The 19,848-nt window shown below is 38.1% G+C and carries 18 protein-coding genes; all 18 read right to left on the bottom strand.

Features of this window, described 5'->3' with window-relative positions; genetic code table 11:
• Window positions 1-161 precede the first annotated feature (161 nt).
• The gene (htpG, locus tag CRN97_RS07595; RefSeq protein WP_097076454.1) at window positions 162-2,240 is read right to left on the bottom strand and encodes a molecular chaperone HtpG; all 2,079 of its coding nucleotides are present in this window, start codon (window positions 2,238-2,240) and stop codon (window positions 162-164) included.
• 173 nt (window positions 2,241-2,413) lie between these two features.
• On the bottom strand, window positions 2,414-3,949 hold the full coding sequence (gene cobA / locus CRN97_RS07600) for a uroporphyrinogen-III C-methyltransferase (protein WP_097076455.1): 1,536 nt from the start codon (window positions 3,947-3,949) through the stop codon (window positions 2,414-2,416).
• Window position 3,950: 1 nt separating this feature from the next.
• Window positions 3,951-4,856: a hydroxymethylbilane synthase gene (gene hemC / locus CRN97_RS07605; RefSeq protein ID WP_097076456.1), complete on the bottom strand. Its 906-nt coding sequence runs from the start codon at window positions 4,854-4,856 to the stop codon at window positions 3,951-3,953.
• A 9-nt stretch (window positions 4,857-4,865) separates the two neighbouring features.
• On the bottom strand, window positions 4,866-5,297 hold the full coding sequence (locus CRN97_RS07610) for a M67 family metallopeptidase (RefSeq protein WP_074791355.1): 432 nt from the start codon (window positions 5,295-5,297) through the stop codon (window positions 4,866-4,868).
• Window positions 5,284-6,123 carry a thiazole biosynthesis adenylyltransferase ThiF gene (thiF, locus tag CRN97_RS07615; RefSeq protein ID WP_074791353.1) on the bottom strand — a complete coding sequence of 280 codons (840 nt, stop codon included), beginning with the start codon at window positions 6,121-6,123 and terminating at the stop codon, window positions 5,284-5,286. Before thiF ends, CRN97_RS07610 begins: the two co-directional genes overlap by 14 nt.
• A complete protein-coding gene (gene thiS, locus CRN97_RS07620; protein ID WP_074791351.1) occupies window positions 6,123-6,329 on the bottom strand; it encodes a sulfur carrier protein ThiS in 207 nt (68 codons plus the stop codon). Before thiS ends, thiF begins: the two co-directional genes overlap by 1 nt.
• A 19-nt stretch (window positions 6,330-6,348) precedes the next feature.
• Window positions 6,349-6,666, bottom strand: coding sequence for a thioredoxin family protein (locus tag CRN97_RS07625; RefSeq protein ID WP_074791349.1), 318 nt, complete (start codon window positions 6,664-6,666; stop codon window positions 6,349-6,351).
• Window positions 6,667-6,668: 2 nt separating this feature from the next.
• Window positions 6,669-6,917, bottom strand: coding sequence for a sulfurtransferase TusA family protein (locus CRN97_RS07630; RefSeq protein WP_074791347.1), 249 nt, complete (start codon window positions 6,915-6,917; stop codon window positions 6,669-6,671).
• Between the two features lies 1 nt (window position 6,918).
• A complete protein-coding gene (locus CRN97_RS07635; protein ID WP_097076457.1) occupies window positions 6,919-7,794 on the bottom strand; it encodes a 4Fe-4S binding protein in 876 nt (291 codons plus the stop codon).
• Between the two features lie 11 nt (window positions 7,795-7,805).
• A complete protein-coding gene (locus CRN97_RS07640; protein ID WP_097076458.1) occupies window positions 7,806-9,023 on the bottom strand; it encodes an O-acetylhomoserine aminocarboxypropyltransferase/cysteine synthase family protein in 1,218 nt (405 codons plus the stop codon).
• A gap of 141 nt (window positions 9,024-9,164) precedes the next feature.
• Complete coding sequence (locus tag CRN97_RS07645) at window positions 9,165-10,004, bottom strand: carbohydrate ABC transporter permease (protein ID WP_097076459.1); 840 nt, start codon at window positions 10,002-10,004, stop codon at window positions 9,165-9,167.
• Window positions 10,005-10,679, bottom strand: a complete 675-nt coding sequence (locus CRN97_RS07650; protein ID WP_207653201.1) for a carbohydrate ABC transporter permease — start codon at window positions 10,677-10,679, stop codon at window positions 10,005-10,007.
• 216 nt (window positions 10,680-10,895) lie between these two features.
• On the bottom strand, window positions 10,896-12,200 hold the full coding sequence (locus tag CRN97_RS07655) for an ABC transporter substrate-binding protein (RefSeq protein ID WP_097076461.1): 1,305 nt from the start codon (window positions 12,198-12,200) through the stop codon (window positions 10,896-10,898).
• 75 nt (window positions 12,201-12,275) lie between these two features.
• Entirely contained in the window at window positions 12,276-13,211 is a 936-nt protein-coding gene (locus CRN97_RS07660; RefSeq protein WP_097076462.1) for a glycyl-radical enzyme activating protein, read from the bottom strand.
• A 2-nt stretch (window positions 13,212-13,213) separates the two neighbouring features.
• Window positions 13,214-15,685 (bottom strand): (2S)-3-sulfopropanediol dehydratase, encoded by a 2,472-nt coding sequence (gene hpsG / locus CRN97_RS07665; protein ID WP_097076463.1) that lies wholly within the window; start codon window positions 15,683-15,685, stop codon window positions 13,214-13,216.
• A 168-nt stretch (window positions 15,686-15,853) separates the two neighbouring features.
• The gene (locus tag CRN97_RS07670; RefSeq protein ID WP_097076464.1) at window positions 15,854-17,020 is read right to left on the bottom strand and encodes an ATP-binding protein; all 1,167 of its coding nucleotides are present in this window, start codon (window positions 17,018-17,020) and stop codon (window positions 15,854-15,856) included.
• A gap of 274 nt (window positions 17,021-17,294) precedes the next feature.
• Window positions 17,295-18,932: a sulfate adenylyltransferase subunit 1 gene (locus tag CRN97_RS07675; protein ID WP_097076465.1), complete on the bottom strand. Its 1,638-nt coding sequence runs from the start codon at window positions 18,930-18,932 to the stop codon at window positions 17,295-17,297.
• A gap of 1 nt (window position 18,933) precedes the next feature.
• Window positions 18,934-19,839: a sulfate adenylyltransferase subunit CysD gene (gene cysD / locus CRN97_RS07680; protein ID WP_074791327.1), complete on the bottom strand. Its 906-nt coding sequence runs from the start codon at window positions 19,837-19,839 to the stop codon at window positions 18,934-18,936.
• Window positions 19,840-19,848 lie beyond the last annotated feature (9 nt).

Below are 19,848 nucleotides of genomic sequence, written 5' to 3' on the forward strand. Positions count from 1 at the left end.
GATTAATAATAACTAAGTTGACACATTTTTTCAATGATTTATTCACAATTTACACACAAATGCGGATAAGTTGCGTGATAATTTTAAATATATTTTACAATATTTAAAAAACGGCAGGCTTATACGCCTACCGTTATAAATCTATGCAAGTTTTGCATCTACTATTTTGTTAATAACATCATGATCTTATTGGATCTTGCAACAAACTCTGTCATAGCTTCTGGTGAAAGTGGTGCATTTGCAATCTTTGCTAAATCATAAAGCTGAGCTGCAAATGTAGGAACATTCTCAGAATCCTTGTTATTAAGAATGTACTTAACTAAATCATTGTTTGCATTAAGTACAAGTGTCTCAGAAGCTGAACCAAACATGCTCATATCCATGCCGCCCATAGCGTACATTTTCATCATATCCTGCATACGACGGCTCTCTTCTGATACTGTAATCATAGAAGAAAGATTCTTGTTCTTGAACTTTTCAACCTTTACTTCAAGGCCTTCGTTGCCTAAAGCTTTTCTAAATACATCTGTAAGTGTCTCTGTTTCAGACTTAAGCTCGTCCTCAGATGTTTCCTCAACCATAGAATCTGTAACATCAGCATCGATTCTGCAGAACTTGTAGTTCTCATTTCTCTGCTCAAGCTGAGTAATAAATGAAGTATCTATTGCATGATCAAGGATTACAGCATTCATACCCTGCTCTTTGAACATATTGATATACTGGCCCTGCTGTGCAACATCTGTTACATAGTAAACAGTCTTTCTTGTATCCTCTGGCTCTTTATTATCATCAGCATCCTTTGTTTCATCAACAACTTCTGCTTCTACCTTTTCGCCATTTTCATCAGTGGCTTTTTCCTCTTCCTTAACAAGTAGCTCTGGAAGAGTGATGTATTTATCATTGATATCCTTGAAGAGGATGTAGTCGTTCATCTTATCGCAGAACTTGTTGTCCTTTAAGCAGCCAAACTTGATGAATGGAGCAATATCATCCCAATATTTCTCATAAGATTCTTTTTCTGTTTTGCACATACCAGTAAGCTTGTCAGCAACCTTTTTAGTAATGTACTCAGAAATCTTTGTAACGAATCCATCATTCTGAAGTGCAGAACGTGATACGTTAAGTGGAAGGTCTGGACAATCAATAACACCCTTTAAAAGCATTAAGAACTCAGGAATAACTTCTTTGATGTTATCAGCGATGAATACCTGATTGTTGTAGAGCTTGATTGTACCTTCGATTGAATCATACTCAGTGTTAATCTTAGGGAAGTATAAAATACCCTTAAGGTTAAATGGATAATCCATGTTGAGGTGAATCCAGAAAAGTGGCTCCTTGTAGTCGTGGAATACATCACGATAGAATGCCTTATACTCTTCTTCTGTGCACTCTGATGGAGACTTGGTCCAAAGTGGCTGAGTCTCATTTAATGCTACTGGACGCTTAACAATCTTAAGCTTGTCCTTAGCAGGAGAAACCTCTACCTGCTCCTTGGTGCCGTCTTCCTTTTCCTTCTCTTCGAATTTAGCATCCTCATGGATTTCTTCAATAACTTTATCTGTATCGAGCTTGTCAGCTGCATCGATTGTCTCATACTCTTCTGGAGCATCCTTCTTTGAAAGGAAAATCTCTGTAGGCATGAATGAACAGTACTTTTCGATGACTTCACGAGCTCTGTATTCATTAGCAAACTCGAGGCAATCTTCGTTTAAGAATAATGTGATTTTAGTACCTACCTGGTCCCAATCACCATCGCCCATTTCGAATTCTGTGCCGCCATCGCATTCCCAATGAACTGCTGTAGCACCATCCTTGTATGAAAGTGTATCGATGTGTACTTCATCTGCTACCATAAATGCAGAATAGAATCCAAGACCAAAGTGACCAATAATCTGATCTGAATCAGCCTTGTCCTTATATTTCTCAAGGAAATCTGTAGCGCCAGAGAAAGCAATTTGATTGATATACTCATCTACTTCATCAGCTGTCATACCAAGACCATTATCAATGAATGTAAGTGTCTTGTCCTCAGGGCTTACGATAACCTGAATCTTTGCCTTATAATCAAGAGGAAGTGAGTACTCCCCCATCATATCAAGCTTTTTAAGCTTTGTGATAGCATCACATCCGTTTGAAATAAGCTCTCTATAAAAAATGTCGTGATCTGAGTATAGCCACTTTTTGATCACTGGAAAAATATTTTCACTTGTAATTGATAAACTACCTTTTTTGTTACCCATTTTAATCACTCCTTTGTTAACCTACGTGCAGTTACACTAACAAGCATAATGATTTCTACGCTCAGCAGAAGAATGCTTCGCTTAAGAAATATTATAGCTTGTTAGTTACTGCACTTATTCACTAATGAGTATGATAATACCACGAAAAATCAAAGTCAATAAAAAATTAGCACTCATATACAATGAGTGCTAATAGTATAATTTTTTATCAAATCAAGTAGTCCTTCATAGGAAGAAATCTCTGCTGCCGAGATGTTGTCATACCTGTCTGATATTGCTCTTTTACAAGCATTTCCGATGGCAAAAATCTGCGATGGCATTTTATCTCCTAAAATCTCAGCTCCAAACAATGCATTACTTGCACTTGTAAACACTGCACCATCATAGGATGATATTTCTTCTAAGTCGCTATCAGTAATAGAGACTTCAAGCTTTTCGTTTTTATATACAGGAATCTTGTTTAATGGAATTTTATTATCAAGATTTGTCTCGAAATCCTCTGACATGTTTGAAGCGCACAGCCAGTATACTTTGCCACCACTTACAATCTTTTCGCTAATTTTCAGAGCCAAATCTTTGCCATTTTGTGCTTCTGATATCACATCTACTCTCACCCCAAAAGATTCTAGAGCCGACGCAGTTTTTGCTCCTATGGCAGCTATCTTAACAGGACCAATACTTCTGATGTCTTTTTTGCAAACCTCATATAAATTATAAAAGAAAGCCTTTACACCATTTGCACTGGTAAACACAATGTAATCATTTGGCCGAGTTAATTCTAAGAAACCAAGATCAATTTCTAATGGGACAATCTTTCCACTATCAACAGTGTAAACTTCAGCGCCTAATTGTATCAGCTGCTCTTCCAACTTGTTAGTTTTCTCATACGAAAACTTCTCACCGAAACCGTAATTAAATCCTATAATCTTTGGGAGAAAATACCTTTTGCCAAATAATGGGCGCTTTTCAAATAAAGACAGTCTATCTGACATAGCAACCACATCTCCCACCACAATTATAGATGGGGAAACAAGATTAGCCTTTTCAACCAAATCCGATATATCAGCTAGCGTTCCAACACATTTCTTTTGCTTATTAGTGGTAGCATTAGAAATAACTGCCGCTGGAGTCTTTGGAGAACGGCCGGCTTTGATAAGCCCTCTTGCAATCTCTCCCACATGGGACAATCCCATTAGAAACACAAGGGTAACATCCTCCTCAAGGAGTTGACTGTAATCAATATCCGCAGCCTCATCTTTTCTACTGTGAGCCGTTATAACCTGAAAGCCTTTTGCCAATCCTCTATGTGTAATTGGAATGCCTGCTGCAGAAAGAGCTGCTATAGGTGACGTTACACCAGAAACCACCTCAACATCTACACCTCTCTCTAAAAGGTATAAAGCTTCTTCTCCTCCTCTTCCAAAAACATAACTGTCACCACCTTTTAGGCGAACAACAAGGTTATACTCTTTAGATTTCTCATATAAAAGCTCATTTATATTCTCCTGCTTCATTGTGTGATTATGATTTTCTTTTCCAACAAAAATCTTCTCACATCCATCAGGCGTCATTTCTAGGAACTTTTTATTTAAAAGTCTGTCGTAAATAACACAGTCTGCTCTTTTTAAGTATTCTGCTCCTTTTAAAGTGAGCAGGCCCCACTCACCTGGACCTGCTCCAACTAAAACTACTTTGTTTAGTTCTGACATTCTATTCCTCCAGCTGTCTTTTTATATCTCTTACAGCCTTATCAATCAATTCTTCTGTGGCTTTTTCTCCTGACACAAGTGTCGTTGCCATTTTGCTTCCATCCTCTGTTCCAAACAAAGCCCTAAGCTCATAGCCTGTGTCTGTAACACTAGCATATGCTCCAATTGGTAAATGGCAATCGCCACCTATTTTCTTTAGAAATCCTCGCTCCAAATATGTGATATTTCGTATTACTTCATCCGAGAAAGAGTTAACCATCTTTAAAAGCTCTTCATTATCTGCTTTTAGCTCAATAGCTAATGTGCCTTGTGCCGGAGCCGGAATCATATCTGAAATATTAATGTACTGAGATATTTCCGATTCCAAACCTAAACGTTTTAATCCTGCTGCCGCAAGCACAATTCCATCAAGCTTTGTTCCGTCAGGAAGTCCCTCTCTGAGCTTTCTAATTCTAGTGTCTATATTTCCTCTTATTGGGAAAATATTGATATCCGGCCTAAGTGCAAGAAGCTGATACGAGCGTCGCTTGCTACCTGTTGCAATATTGGCTCCTTTTGGTAGGTCCTCCAATGATTCTGCGTCATTGAGAACCAACACATCTCTAGCATCCTCCCTGTCCCAAGGGTCTGCAAAGATAAGACCATCCTTTAACGTATCTGGCATATCCTTCATAGAATGAACCGCAAGCTGAATCTCTCCAGATAAAAGTGCCTTTTCAATCTCATCAGTAAAAATTCCCTTGGAGCCCAATGCATCCAAGGGTCTATTTTGATCCAAATCTCCTGTTGTTTGGATTACTACTAATTCATAGTCATTTTCAGGAAATCTTTCTTTTAACTTTTCTAATACGTAATTCGCCTGGGCTAAAGCTAGCTTTGAGCCACGAGTTCCAATTCTAATTTTCATCAATTAATCCTAGTAATAGTATTCCTCTGAATAGATTCGCAAATCCTCTTTACTTACTTGCCCATCCTCAATATGAAAACTGTTCAAAACAGGATTGTTTGCCATTAAAGAAAGAATCATATAGCTAGCCTTTGAATCGTAGGCCAACTTTATATCTTCCAAAGAAGGTCTAGATGGCGATTCTGGATGAGAATGCCAATTGCCTAGAGGCTTTAATCCAAGTGTTCTCATATCCTTGATTGCAGTCATTTGATCCTTAGGATCAAGTGTAAAATGATCATTTGCGTGGTCAATGTTCTCTAAGTAGTATACCTTTTCTATAGTAAATCCGCCATCTGTTTCTTTACCTGCAATCAAACCACAAGCTTCCTCTGGCAAATGATTTTTTGCATATTCTACCAACTCATCGTAAATACGATAATTCAGTCTAATTATTTTCATTTTTAACCTCAAATCTACCAGCTGTTTCTTCGCATACTTCCTGCTCGTAATCAATAAGCTCTGTAATTGTTGGATTAGCACCACAAACAGGACATTTGCTTGTATCATGTGGAAGCTTAATCTTTCTGAAGTCCTGGTTTACAGCATCGTATGTTAGAAGCTTTCCTGTTAATAAATCACCAACGCCAACAATATATTTGATTGCTTCCATTGCCTGAAGCGAGCCAATCACGCCGCCCATTGCACCAATAACTCCTGCCTGTTTGCAGGTTGGTACTGCATCCTTTGGAGGTGGATTTTTAAAGACACATCTGTAGCAAGGACCTTCCCCTGGAACATAGGTCATAAGCTGCCCCTTAAAGCGAATGATGCCTGCATGACTAAATGGTTTCTTTTCCATGACACATGCATCATTTATAAGAAACTTTGCAGGGAAATTGTCTGTGCCATCAATAACAAAATCGTATTCACGAATTAGTTCTCGAATATTTGTTGAATCCACAAACTTATGATAAGTCTTCACTTCAACATCAGGATTCATAGCATTCATTGTTTCTTTTGCAGATTTTACCTTTGGCTTACCAATATCTGCAGTACTATGGATAATCTGACGCTGAAGATTTGATAAATCAACTTCATCCGCATCTACGATACCAATTTTACCTACACCTGCTGCTGCAAGATACATTGCTGCTGGTGCACCCAGACCACCTGCCCCGATAATTAGAACACTGGCATTTAAAAGTTTTTTCTGTCCCTTTGCACCTACTTCTTTAAGAATAATATGGCGGCTGTAGCGTTCAATCTGTTCATCTGTCATTGCCATTAACAGCCACCTCCCATGAAGTAAAGAAACTCAACTGAATCACCTTCTTTAAGAATAGTAGACTCTTTCTCTTCTGTTGGAACAAACTCATCATTGATTGAGACTGTAACATACTGTGGAGTTTCCACATCCTCAATTTCAATAAGCTCTGGTAATGTCAAACCATCCTTATATTCTTTCTTTTCGCCTGCAACTGTGATTGTCATTTCATTATCCTCCAATAAATTAAATATAGTCTTCTAACCATTCAACTAGCTCATCATACTCTCTTGGGCCTATCTGTTTTCCAACAGCCTTTCCCTCTTTAAAAAGAATAAGTGTAGGATTCGCCTTAATTTCATACTCTTCAACAAGCTTTGTATCATAGTTAGTATTGACCTTAAATACATTAAGCTTGCCCTCGTACTCCTCTTCAATATCACAAAGAGTTGGAGCCAACTTTTTGCATGTAATGCATGAATCAGAATAAAAATCCACTACAACTGGCACGTCACTTTCAAGTACCTTTGATTCAAAATCATCTGTATAAATTCTTGTAGCCATACTTACTCCTCCACTTTTCTTACAAACAATGTATATGTTCCATCCTCATTGTCATTAAGCTTTAAAATCTGATGACCATCCTCTTTAAATGAACGAGGTACGTTTTGTACTGGCTCGCCATCATTCATGCGGACAGCCAAAACCTGACCGTCATCAAGCTCTTCTATTGCTACCTTGGCAGTAACAAAAGTCAACGGACAAACCTTATCTGTGATATCTACCGCCTCATCATATTCTAATAATTCACTCATACTAAACCTCCTTACCATAATAAGCTTTATCCAACACCTCGCGTAAGCCTTCGTCGCCGAGGCGAGTGAGGGTTGCGCGGAAACGTTCTGATGGTTTTGCGTTAGCTTCGAAGTAGTCGATTGCAGCATCTGTTACACGGAAAAGTGTTTCCTTATCACGGATGATTGGAACCAACTCCTCTGCCTTATAAATCTTGTTACCAAATGTTCCACCGAAGGAAACAATATATCCAGGTGTGCCTACCCATGCATCTGTAGGACAACTCTTTACGCAACGCGCGCAGTGATTACACTTTGCATTGTCGATTTCAACCTTGCCGTCCTTCATAGTAAGTGCACCTTCTCGGCAAGCCTTTACGCAAACGCCACAGGAAATACAAGCATCTTCCTTGTATTCTACGGTCATGCCGCCCTTTACACCTACATCATTTTCCTCTGCCTTAAGACAGTTGTTTTGACATCCTGTAACACCAAACTTAAACTTGTGAGGTAACTCTCTACCAAAATATCTATCATTAAGCTCCTGGGCCAATGTATATGTATCTATACATCCACTTGGACAGATTTCAGAGCCCTGACACGCTGTGATAGTACGTACTCTCGGGCCACATACACCTGTGTATACACCGCCCTCTTGTAATTCTTCCTTTACTTTTTCCAAATCATTGACATGAATAAATGGAATCTCAATACCTTGACGACTTGTCATATGTACATATCCATGTCCATATTTTTCAGCTACTTCCGCAACTGTTTTGATTGCACTTGCATCAAGATTTCCACCAACAACAGCAAGTCTTAAAGAACCATATCCTTTTTGTTTTTGACTCATGAAGCCGCCAGCCTTCAAAGCCTTGTAATCAATTTTTTCTGCCATCTCTACTCCTTTTATATTGCATTTCTGAAGTCTTCAATAAGATCTTCAACATCCTCTATACCTACGCTTATACGAATTAAATCATCATATACACCAGCATCTTCCAATTCTTTTTCAGTGCTATGCAGTGAAATAGTTGATGCAGGATGAACAACCAGTGTTTTGGTATCTCCTATGTTTGACAATATATAAGGGATTGTCAGGTTGTTCATGATTTCAAAGGCTCTTTCCTTGCTGCCAACTCTAATAGTAAGAATTGCGCCGTAACCTTTATCTAATATCGTATTTGCGATATCGTTCCATTTACTAGATTTAAGCCCCGGATAATTAACAATCACATCTGGATATGTTTCTTCTATCCACTTTGCAAGTAAAAATGCATTGCTGCACTGCTTTTCCATTCTAAGCCCTAATGTCTCAAGACCGATTACATTTAAATATGCATTAAATGGAGAAAGACAGGTTCCTATATTTCTATATAGTCCGTTTCTTAATTTAGCAATATATGCCATTGGTCCGAATTTTAAATACTCTCCTAAAATAGAATATTTTTCCTTGTCCCATTTAAAATGTCCGCTATCTGTAAGCACACCGCTTATAGAATTGCTGCTTCCGTTTATGTATTTTGAAGATGAATTAACAACAATATCAGCCCCATGTTCTATCGCTCGAATCAAATATGGTGTTGCAGTAGTATTATCTACTATTAACGGTACTCCATGGGCATGTGCTATTTCAGCAAGTCTATCAATATTAGTTACGTCCAAACAGGGATTCCCGATGGTCTCTGCAAATACCACCTTGGTGCGGTCGCTAAAAGCCGCCTCTATTTCATCCCAATTATTGTTTTTAACATATTTGGTGTTGATACCAAATGCTTCTATATCTCTAAATAAATCTATTGTGCCTCCGTATAAGCTGGCACTGGATATCACTTCATCTCCTGATCTAAGGATATTAAGAAGTGCCATAGAAAGTGCCGCCATTCCTGAAGCACATGCAACAGAAGCCATTCCGCCTTCCAGCTTTGTTATTCGTTCCTCAAAAGCTGTGATTGTAGGATTTGCCACTCGAGTGTAACAATATCCCATCTTTTTGTTTTCAAAAATCCCTGCTAAATCCTCTGCTGATTCCTGTGCGAAAGCACTACTTTGAAATATAGGAGGAAATGTTGCTCCATTAGGCTGTTTTTTCACTCCCTCATGGAGAAGTCTAGTATTAAAATTCATGTAATCCCCCCTCTCATTATCTTATTACCTACTAGGTTGATAGGATAATAACAGATGCTGACATTCACTTCAATATAGCTAGTTCCTAAATAAAATTAGAACTAGCTATAAATGAAATTTATATCAATGCAAAATTGTGTATTATCCCTTTATTGCTCCTGATGTAAGACCCGAAATAATCCTCTTTTGGCATATAAGAACCACAATAATAATTGGAATTGTTGCAACGATTGATGCTGCTGACATATCCCCCCAAGGAACTGAGTATTCTCCTGGGAACATTGAGATTGCGATTGGAACAGTTCTCATTTCGTCTTTTGTAACAAGTACAAGTGCAAACATAAACTCATTCCAAGCAGATATAAATGCAATGATTGCTGTAGTAAATAATCCAGGAAATGATAGTGGCAATACTACTTTCAAGATTACATCTCTTCTTCTTGCTCCATCTATTTTGGCTGCTTCCTCAAGCTCAAATGGCAAAGTCTTTATAAAAGCTATTAAAGTCCATATTGCCATTGGCAATGTAAGTATTACGCTTGGAAGTATTAATCCAAGATATGTATTTAATAAATGTAACTGCCTAAAGATAATGAACATAGGCGTTACTATTGCTATCAAAGGAAACATATTTGCAAGAAGTATTATGTTTTGCCAGAATTTCTTAAATTTAAACTTGAATCTGACAAACGCATAAGCTGCCGGAAATGCAACAACAACTGTTAGAAGCATAGCTCCAACTGCTACTATAATGCTGTTTAGCAAGTACACCTGAAGATGATGATTTACAAAAACACTTTTATATAAATCTAATGAAAATCTACTTGGCCATAGCTCTGTAGGCATCTTAGTTATATCTGCAGGGTCCTTTATGGATGTTATTACCTGCCAGTAAAACGGAAATACGATAATTGCCATGAAAACCAGTAAACCAACTATATAAAATATTCTCTTTCCATATACTACCGATTTTGATTTCATCTAGTCCTCCGTTTTAAGTGTTCTAATATATACAAAGCTAAGTATCATTATCAATAATGTGATAATGGTAGACATTGCTGAACCAAGTCCAAAATTCATATCTCCGAAAATATACTTGTATGCCTTGTATAATAAAGTTGCTGTAGAATTTGCAGGTCCACCACCTGTAATTCCATAGATAATATCAAAGATTCTGATAGCTCCCATTGTTCTAAATAAAAGAACTATAAGAATAATCCCTTTCAAGTTTGGCAATGTTATTTTGAAAAATTGCTGTATTGTTCCAGCTCCATCCACACTTGCAGATTCGTATAGCTCCTTAGGGATAGTTTGAAGTCCCGCTAAAAGCATTAGCGCTATGTATGGGAACTGTTTCCATGTATCAGCAACTACAACTACAAACATTGCCCAATGCTTGTTTGCAAGAAATGTAATAGGATTGTCTATCAAGCCAAGACCTTCTAGAATTACATTTATTACACTAAGCTGATCATTAAACATAAATGAAAACATATAAGCAATGATAATTCCTGGAATCGCCCAAGGTATCAATATAATAGTTCTTATTATCCCCACATATCGTTTTGCACTATTCATAAATAATGCTGCTGTAAGACCAACGAACAATTCCACTGTCATAGATAAAATTGCAAACACTGCAGTGTTCTTAAACACCTCCCAGAAGGAGGGATCCGTCAAAAGCTTTATATAATTATCTAGTCCTACATAATGTATATTTAACGGATCCGTTAGAACCCTATATTGAAAACTGTATGTAAATGTAATCAGTATTGGTATAATTCCAACTCCTCCTATTAATAGAATTGCTGGGGCTATACTCAAATATCCAATTAAGTTTTCTTTTATAGTCTTAGTCATAAATCTATTTCCTTATTGCATTTCTGCTAATGCCTCATTTAGTTTTGTATCCAATGTTTCAAGCGCCTCTTCGTTGCTAAGCTCTCCTGTAAGTGCTTTGTGAATATACTCAGCAAAGAGAGTTGATACTGTAGAGTAATCTCTTACCTGTGGTCTTGGTTCAGCTGCATCTGCCGCATCCTTTACAGCTGCAATATATGGCTGCTCACTAAGAACCTCTTCGTCATCATAAACATCTGCAACTACTGGGAAAGTTCCTCTCTTGAGAGCTGAAATCTTCTGTGCCTCATAGCTAGACATGTATTCTGCAAATGCCTTTGCAGCCTCTGTCTGCTCTGAATATGCATTAACTGCAAATGCCCATCCACCAAGAGTTCCTGATGATGAAGAACCATTTGGTCCTGTAGGAAGTGCAGCTACACCTACCTTGCCAACTACCTGGCTGCCTTCCTCTGTCTGAGTAAGTGCATAAGCACTTGTCCAGTTACGCATGAATAATGCATTTCCTTCTTCAAAAATTGCTCTTGAATCTGCAGGCTTGTGAGTAAGAACACCTTCTGGTGAAACTCCTGAAGAGATAAGCTCTTCTACAAATTCAAGTGACTCTACTGAATTTGAGCTATTAAGCTTGAACTCTCCATTTACCAAGTCCTGTCCACCATTTTGTTTGATGAACTCAAGCATGTTGCAGCTTGTAGGCTCGCCCTGGAACATTTGGAATAAATATCCATATTCAATTCCGTCTTTGCCAACGTATTCGTTTGAAAGCTCCACCAACTCGTCCCATGTTGTTGGAGGTGTATCGATAATATCTGATCTGTAATAAAGCAATCCAACATCTGTGTAATCTGGATATGCATATGCTCGGTCGTTGTAGTAAACAGTTGAAAGTGGTCCACCTAAATACTGATCCGCAATTGGCTCAATATCTTCTGTCACATCTGCAATCCATCCAGCTGCTGCAAACTGTGAAACCCATATGATGTCACACTCAAATACATCTGGGCTTGAATCCCCGGCTGCAAGAGATGTCATAAGACTCTCTTTAATATCATCACTTGCTCCTGGAAGACTTTCATGATTTACAACAACGTTTGGATATACTTTATTAAATGATTCAATCATCTCATCTAAAGCACCTGTTTGGTCATTGGCACTTACAAAAGTGATTTCACCTGAGATATCCTCTGGGTTAGCAGCTTCATCTGTAGCAGATGCTGCGCTTGCACTTGTAGATGATGATTCATTGCCACAGCCTGCAAAGCTGGCTGCCACCACCGATGTTGCTAGTAAAAGTCCTAATAATTTTTTCTTCATATTCCTCACCTTTTCCCTTTCATTCTAGAATTGATTAAATTATTTAATTAAATAGGCCGAAAAAAAAGCAACCTATTAAATTCCAAGCCCTTTTTGCCATCCCTCATCCTCTAACTGTGAGCTTATATTGTTGAACTCAAACTGCTTCAATCTCCTAAATGTATCTTCAGACAGTTCTACATCTCCCATAGGATACATTCTATGTAAGGAAGCATACTTGCTCTCTCCTAGACGATGATATTTTAAAAGCTCATACCTGACGTTGTTCTTGCAACGGATAAAATCTGCAATACTTCCAATAGCCTCTTCTGTATCATTTACTCCCGGAATAACTGGTGTTCTAACCTGAATAGGCAAATCTGGATATGCTCTTGATATGGTATTAAAGTTATCCAGGATTACTTCGTTGCTAACACCTGTAACCTTTCTGTGCATATTGTCATCAAGCGTCTTAATATCCATCAATAAATAATCCAGTTTCCCTGCTATTTTTATGAAATCTGCAGTTGTCCCAAAACCAGTAGTTTCAATTGCTGTGTTAATTCCATTTTTCTTTGCTTCTCTAAGAAGCTGATATGTAAACTTAGGCTGCATCAAAGGTTCTCCGCCGCTGATTGTTAAACCGCCTTCCTCGTCACCATAAAAGATAGAATCACGATCAATCTGCTTTATCACCTCAGAAACAGTTGTCTCATAACCTATGACATGTAGCGCCTTCGATGGGCAGACTTTATCTATAGCAGCTGCATCCTCATCATCTAAATTATCCCAATATAGTTCATCCTCTGAAAAATATGGACTGCACTTTAAATTTGATCTACTGCACTCTCCACATCCTATGCACTTGTTTTTTGTCCATGCTAATTGAGGTGATGGAATTTGCGATTCAGGATTAGCACACCATTTACACCTTAAAGGACATCCCTTTTCAAAAACGACGGTCCTTATTCCTGGGCCGTCGTGAACTGAAAACCTTTGAATATTAAATATTAATCCCTTTGTTTCATTCATAACTATGCTATCTCATCATGTGCAGTTCTATTAACAACATCGTCCTGTAGATTTGGCGACAATTCAACAAAGTATGCGCTATAGCCTGCCACTCTAACCAGCAAGCTTCGATAGTTCTCTGGATGTGCCTTTGCGTCAAGCAATGTCTCTTTATTAATAATATTGAACTGTAAATGCCAAAGCTTTAAATCTCTCCAGCTCTTTATAAACTGAACGAGTTTCTTGGTTCCAATATCTCCTGCCACACTTGCTGGTGTCAGCTTAATATTTAGCAATCTGGCAGCTCGATTATTATAATTAGTGTTCTTTGTGCGATAGTTGGACAATAATACAGCTGTTGGTCCATGCTCATCTGCACCCTGGGAAGCTGACGAACCATCAGATAATGCAGTTCCAGCAAATCTACCATTTGGAGTTGCTCCAACAACAGTACCAAATGGTACATTAACTGACTGAGATACATATCTTAAGTCCATATAGATTCCTATATTTTTTGCATATTGATTTACAAAGCTTACCGCCTCTTTATCAATTCTTTTTGCAATGGAATCGACATATTTGTCATCGTTGCCATACTTAGGTGCATTCAATAAACGCTGTCTTATAGGCTCTGCCCCTTCAAAGTTGTCCTTGAGGGCCTGAAGTAAATCACTCCAGCTAATAGTTTCATCTTCGTAAACACACTTTTTTATAGCAGCCAATGAATCAGCAACGGTTCCAAATCCTATAAAATCAAAGAAGCCTGCATCAAATCCGCCATCGATCTTTTCACTATGCAAATCCTTGCCTGCTTTCATACAAAGCTTGTGAAGTGAAGATCCAAGTGGAGAAGCAAAATGCTTTGGACGTGTTCTGTTTGCCACAAATTGCTGTCTGAGAGCCTGCTTTAAAAGATATCTCTCCTGGGCAACAAATGCATTTTCCAAATCCTCATATGACTTAAATGTGGTTACATCACCTGTCTCTATTGTTAACAGCTCATCTCCATACTTTGCCATTCTTCCGTTGTACAATGTCAGCTCTAAAATAGCTGCCAAGTTGATGAATGGACATGGTGTTGTAAATGTATCAAGATTTGGCATTCTCACTTCTGTACAACCTGATACTGCATAATCGTTAGCTGATGCAAAATCCGCTCCCTTAGATACAAGGATAGGAATGATTTCCTCATCGTTAATAAGCTTTGGAAAACCTGAACCATCCTTTATGGTAATTGCGATTTCCTTAAGAAATCTCTCAGGTGAACCAGCATGCACACGAGCTGCTAAATCCGGGTAGTTTAATGGGAACTCTCTCTTATCCTCCAGTAAAAGATATGACAAATCATTTGTTGCATCATATCCATCTTCATCCACACCACCGATTGTCACTGCTTCCCAGTGGGCATATCCTTCATGGAATTTAACACCTGCAGGACTCACAAACAAATCCTGATACTGAGCCATAGCAAGCCATACGCATCTGAATAATTCCTTGGCTTTTTCAGGTGTAATTCTGCCTTCCTTTAAATCCTTTTCATAGTATGGATAGAGGTACTGGTCCATACGTCCATTGGAAATTGTTGCTCCTGTCTTTTGTTCAAGACGAGAGAACATCTGAATAAACCACTGTGCCTGCAATGCCTCATGGAATGTTTCTGCAGGTTTTGCTGGCACCTTGTAACAGATTCTTGCAATTTCCAAAAGCTCCTGCTTTCTTTTCTGACTTGATTCGATTTCAGCAAGTCTTTTAGCTTCATCACCATGTCGCTTTGCCCACAGAATAATGGCATCACTTACGATGATGATGCTTTCATAAAACTCAGCTTTATCAACTGTATCCTTTGGATCAAACTCATCTAAGTTCTCAAGTGCTGTCTTGGCTTCTGACTTAATGGCTTCAAATCCTAAGTCAATTCCTTTTTTATAATCGTGAACCCACTGTAATGCTGAACGCATTGACGAAGATTCATTTAAGATAAATCTTGAAGAGAACAAATCCTTTGGATCATATGTAATCTTAAGTACATCCTTTGGCATTGCATGTGCAAAATCCTCATAATAAGTTTTGCCTTCCCAATAAGGTGCAATTTCATTTTCAATTACTTTTATATCTTCTTCATCAATTTCGAATGGAGACTCCACTCTGCTACTTGCCTGCTTTACAAACTGTCTAAGGAAACAACCATCAAGCTCAGGATATATTATTCCGTATTTACCTGCTTTACCGCCTCGTCCTACTATTAGTTGATCGTCATCTATTACTACATCAATCTTTTCTGCTATGTTGTATAAAGCCTTGGCCCATCTTAAAGATAACGCCTGGCCTTCTGTTTCTTTAAAAGACTCTGTAAAATATTTAGCTCTTTGAACATCTACAACAGACTTTGAATTTTGAAAGCTATCGTATATACGTTGTTCACGACCAAATAATTTTACTTTCCCCTTATTTTTTCCAATCCTCTCCTCCTGAGGAGATAATAATACATTAGACATTTTATACATCCTCCTACATCTACCTACTCACTTAGTAGGTTGATAGGATAATAACAGATGCTGGATTCTACTTCAATATAGCTAGTTCCTAAATAAAATTAGAGCTAGCTATAAATCGTATTTATAGCTAGCTCTTTACTCTTAATACTACTGTATTTACGTACTATTTTATTTATCATAGTCATCTAGGAAGTGATGCTTTACTCCATCCTGCTTGTAAGCTATTACAGTAGCAAGATTTACATTCTCAACACTTCTGAAGATATTTGACTCTACGTAAGGATTAACCTTCTTTAGCTCTGCAATAAGATTTCTTGTTTCAAGACGTTTTGAAGCGCTTGTACCATCTACTGAACAGCTGTCACATGTCTCTGTGAAATGACATGCACACTGAAGGAAATGCAATCCATTGTATCTTTGCCATGCAATAATATCATCCTGTCTAACAAGATAAAGCGGGCGAATCAATTCCATGCCTTCAAAGTTTGTGGAATGAAGCTTTGGCATCATTGTCTGAATCTGAGCTCCGTAAAGCATTCCCATAAGGATTGTTTCGATAACATCGTCGTAGTGATGACCAAGGGCGATTTTGTTGCACCCTAATTCCTTTGCCTTTGAATATAAGTGACCTCGTCGCATTCTAGCACACAAGTAACATGGGTTCTTTTCAACAGTGTCTACCGCATCAAAAATATCGCTTTCGTAGATAACGATTGGTATTCCCATAAGCTTTGCGTTGCTCTCAATGAGGCGACGATTTACCTCACTGTATCCAGGATCCATAACAAGGAAGGTAAGCTCAAAATTAACCTTTTGATGCCTTTGAATTTCTTGGAAAAGCTTTGCCATCAGCATGGAATCCTTACCACCTGAAATACAAACAGCGATATGGTCTCCTTCTTTTATAAGCTCATACTCCTTGCAAGCTCTGGCAAATGGGGAGAATAAGCTCTTGTGGAACTTCTTTCTAATGCTTTTTTCGATTTCTGCTCTCTGCTCATTAAGCTCGTCGTCTGCCTCAGAGTTTTGCTTATCCATCATGTATGAAAGGTAGCTGTTATATCCACCCTTAAGGCTGACAGCATCAAAGCCCTGCTCCGCTAAAACTTCTGCATCCTCTATAGAAATCTGACCTCTTGTGCAATATAAAACAATCTGCTTTGATTTATCTAGCTTGGACATTACGCTATCTAAATCAACTTCAAATAATTCATGGGTGATACTGATAGCATCAGGAATCATACCATACTTAAGGCTTCCTTCATTTCTGGTATCAATCAGCATGTATTTATCTTTATCAAGCTTTGTAAGCTGTTCAAATGTGATTTCCTTCATAAAATACCTCATTAAACAACACAAAAGCAGATGTTATAACATCTGCTTTGAAGTTCTCCTATCAAATTGATAGGCTATACTATACTATTTTCTTTTCTTATATTTGTCAAATCGTATCAAAATATTTCATTGTGCGCAATACTATTTCAATCATCCTTTTTAGATTTATGATTATGTGATGCATAAATATTAGAGACAACAGCAATAATTACTATTATCAAAAATATAATCCAACTTTTGAAATCATCTATATTTCCCATAACATACCTCAATTTTAAATATAATCTCCGCCTACAGCTATATCACCATGAATTCCAGATGCTTTGTATATGAAATCAGACGCCTCTGAAATTGTAATATGATCTGCTTCAATCCAATCGCTATAATAGCCTCTGGTTTCTCTAAAAACGGTAGTGTCAATGTTTGAATTGGCTGCAAATAAAACTATGATACCAGCATCATTTAGGTGCTTAACTATACCTTTCGAACCATGTGTGTTGCTTGGAGCAAAAAGATATGTGTGTCTTCCTCTATTGCTTAGCTCTCGTTCTACTTTCTTTACAAAGTCCAAAGTGATACCAGCTTTACCAATTGGGAATTCAACGGTGATTGCACGCTGTCCCTTCCAATTACTTCTCGCTTCTCTATCGATTTCTGTACCTGCTTCAAATCCATCCTCTTTATAGATTTGAGTTACAACACCGCAGGCAGAAGTCATGTTTGTTACACGGTCAATAAGTATAAGCTCACCTAAAGTTTTATGATTCTCAAAGGTAGACAATACTATGTTATCTGCAAGCTTAAGCTCACATACGGCAATCTCGTTTTTCTTTAATGTGCTGGCTTCATGCTTTTCACCAGTGTTTACATCAATTGTATTTCTAATACTTTTAACAACACCTGGAATAAGCTTTGTACCAAGCTTTACAAAGAAGTTTTTGCCCTGCTCTAAGTTTTCATCATCCATCCAAAGAAGTGTTGCTTCCAGTGATGAGGATGTATTTAGCTCTATATCTTTGGCCAAGACGCAGCCTCTAGAAACATCAACCTCTCTATCTAGTTGAACTGTAACAGCCTGGCCAGCATTGATTTCATCCACTTCTCTATCTAAAACATGAAGGCTTTTAACCTTTGCCTTCTCATTGCTTGGCAGGATATTGATTTCTTCCCCCACCGCAAGCTTTCCTGATTCCACCTGTCCCTGGAAACCTCTGAAAGTATGATTTGGACGGCAGACTCTTTGAACAGGCAAATAGAAACCTTCTTCTTCATGCTCGCCCACATCTACCTGTTCAAGGTATTCTAAGAGTACTAGTCCTGTATACCAATCAATGTTTTCAGATTTGGTTGTAACATTATCTCCCTCTGTAGCTGACACAGGAATGATTACAACGTTTTCCAAATTTAATTCTGCTGCTAATTCATAAATCTGGTTTGTGATTTCATTGAAACGTTTTTCACTATAGGCAACCAAATCCATTTTATTTACCGCAAATACGAAGTAATTGATTCCCATTAAGGAACAGATTCTTGCGTGCCTTTTTGTCTGAACCAAAACCCCTTGTTTTGCATCAATAAGAATAATAGCCAAATCTGCAAATGATGCTCCTACAGCCATATTTCTAGTGTATTCCTCATGCCCCGGAGTATCAGCTACAATAAAGCTTCGATTGTCTGTAGTAAAATAACGGTATGCAACATCGATTGTGATTCCCTGCTCACGCTCCGCCATAAGACCATCTAATAATAAGGAATAATCAATAGCGCCACCTCGGCTACCGACTTTTGAATCCAGTTCCAGGGCCTTTTCCTGATCTGCATATAAAAGCTTTGCATCGTATAATATATGACCTATTAAGGTAGATTTTCCATCATCAACACTTCCACAAGTTATAAATTTAAGTAATTGCATATTAGAAGTACCCCTCTCTTTTACGTCTTTCCATTGAACCAGCAGCTTCATTATCGATAACACGGGTAGTGCGTTCGCTGGAAACAGCACTAAGTGTTTCTTCGATTATTTCGTCTAAAGTATCTGCATCTGACTCGACTCCACCTGTAAGCGGATAGCATCCAAGTGTTCTAAAACGCACTTTTTTGTTTACTATTTCTTCTCCTGGTAATAGACGATTTTTCAGTCTATCATCGTCCACCATGATGATATTTCCGTCTCGATAAATAACAGGTCTTTCCTTTGCAAAATATAGTGAAGGAATCTCAATATTTTCTCTTTTGATATACTGCCAAATATCTTTTTCAGTCCAGTTTGACAGAGGGAACACTCTTACCTCCTCACCTTTGAACAACTTTGTGTTGAATAGCTTCCACATCTCTGGACGTTGGTTCTTTGGATCCCATGCATGAGCTGAATTTCTAAATGAGAAGATACGCTCCTTAGCCCTGGATTTTTCCTCATCTCTTCTTCCACCACCGAAGGCTGCGGTAAATCCATATTTATCTAAGGCCTGCTTTAAAGCCTGTGTTTTCATGATATCTGTATAGGCGCTTCCATGGTCAAATGGATTGATTCCCTGGGCAACCCCATCCTCATTAATATATTCAAGCATTTCAAGGCCATACTTTTTAGCCACATTATCACGAAACTCTATCATCTCTCTAAATTTCCATGTGGTGTTTACATGTAAAAAAGGAAATGGTGGTTTTTCCGGATAAAAGGCTTTTAGGGCCAAATGTAACATTACAGAACTATCTTTACCAATGGAGTACAACATAACAGGCTTTTCACATTCTGCTGCAACTTCTCTGATAATGTATATTGCCTCTGCTTCTAGCTCATCAAGATGTGTAAACTTACTCATTATTCAACC

Origin of the sequence: Pseudobutyrivibrio ruminis DSM 9787, assembly GCF_900218035.1 — a bacterium.
In the GTDB taxonomy this organism is placed as follows: Bacteria; Bacillota; Clostridia; order Lachnospirales; family Lachnospiraceae; genus Pseudobutyrivibrio; species Pseudobutyrivibrio ruminis.

Coding starts and splice junctions, on each gene's coding strand:
- htpG (WP_097076454.1), bottom strand. CDS start 2,240: ATGGGTAACAAAAAAGGTAGTTTATCAATTACAAGTGAAAATATTTTT.
- cobA (WP_097076455.1), bottom strand. CDS start 3,949: ATGTCAGAACTAAACAAAGTAGTTTTAGTTGGAGCAGGTCCAGGTGAG.
- hemC (WP_097076456.1), bottom strand. CDS start 4,856: ATGAAAATTAGAATTGGAACTCGTGGCTCAAAGCTAGCTTTAGCCCAG.
- CRN97_RS07610 (WP_074791355.1), bottom strand. CDS start 5,297: ATGAAAATAATTAGACTGAATTATCGTATTTACGATGAGTTGGTAGAA.
- thiF (WP_074791353.1), bottom strand. CDS start 6,123: ATGGCAATGACAGATGAACAGATTGAACGCTACAGCCGCCATATTATT.
- thiS (WP_074791351.1), bottom strand. CDS start 6,329: ATGACAATCACAGTTGCAGGCGAAAAGAAAGAATATAAGGATGGTTTG.
- CRN97_RS07625 (WP_074791349.1), bottom strand. CDS start 6,666: ATGGCTACAAGAATTTATACAGATGATTTTGAATCAAAGGTACTTGAA.
- CRN97_RS07630 (WP_074791347.1), bottom strand. CDS start 6,917: ATGAGTGAATTATTAGAATATGATGAGGCGGTAGATATCACAGATAAG.
- CRN97_RS07635 (WP_097076457.1), bottom strand. CDS start 7,794: ATGGCAGAAAAAATTGATTACAAGGCTTTGAAGGCTGGCGGCTTCATG.
- CRN97_RS07640 (WP_097076458.1), bottom strand. CDS start 9,023: ATGAATTTTAATACTAGACTTCTCCATGAGGGAGTGAAAAAACAGCCT.
- CRN97_RS07645 (WP_097076459.1), bottom strand. CDS start 10,004: ATGAAATCAAAATCGGTAGTATATGGAAAGAGAATATTTTATATAGTT.
- CRN97_RS07655 (WP_097076461.1), bottom strand. CDS start 12,200: ATGAAGAAAAAATTATTAGGACTTTTACTAGCAACATCGGTGGTGGCA.
- CRN97_RS07660 (WP_097076462.1), bottom strand. CDS start 13,211: ATGAATGAAACAAAGGGATTAATATTTAATATTCAAAGGTTTTCAGTT.
- hpsG (WP_097076463.1), bottom strand. CDS start 15,685: ATGTCTAATGTATTATTATCTCCTCAGGAGGAGAGGATTGGAAAAAAT.
- CRN97_RS07670 (WP_097076464.1), bottom strand. CDS start 17,020: ATGAAGGAAATCACATTTGAACAGCTTACAAAGCTTGATAAAGATAAA.
- CRN97_RS07675 (WP_097076465.1), bottom strand. CDS start 18,932: ATGCAATTACTTAAATTTATAACTTGTGGAAGTGTTGATGATGGAAAA.
- cysD (WP_074791327.1), bottom strand. CDS start 19,839: ATGAGTAAGTTTACACATCTTGATGAGCTAGAAGCAGAGGCAATATAC.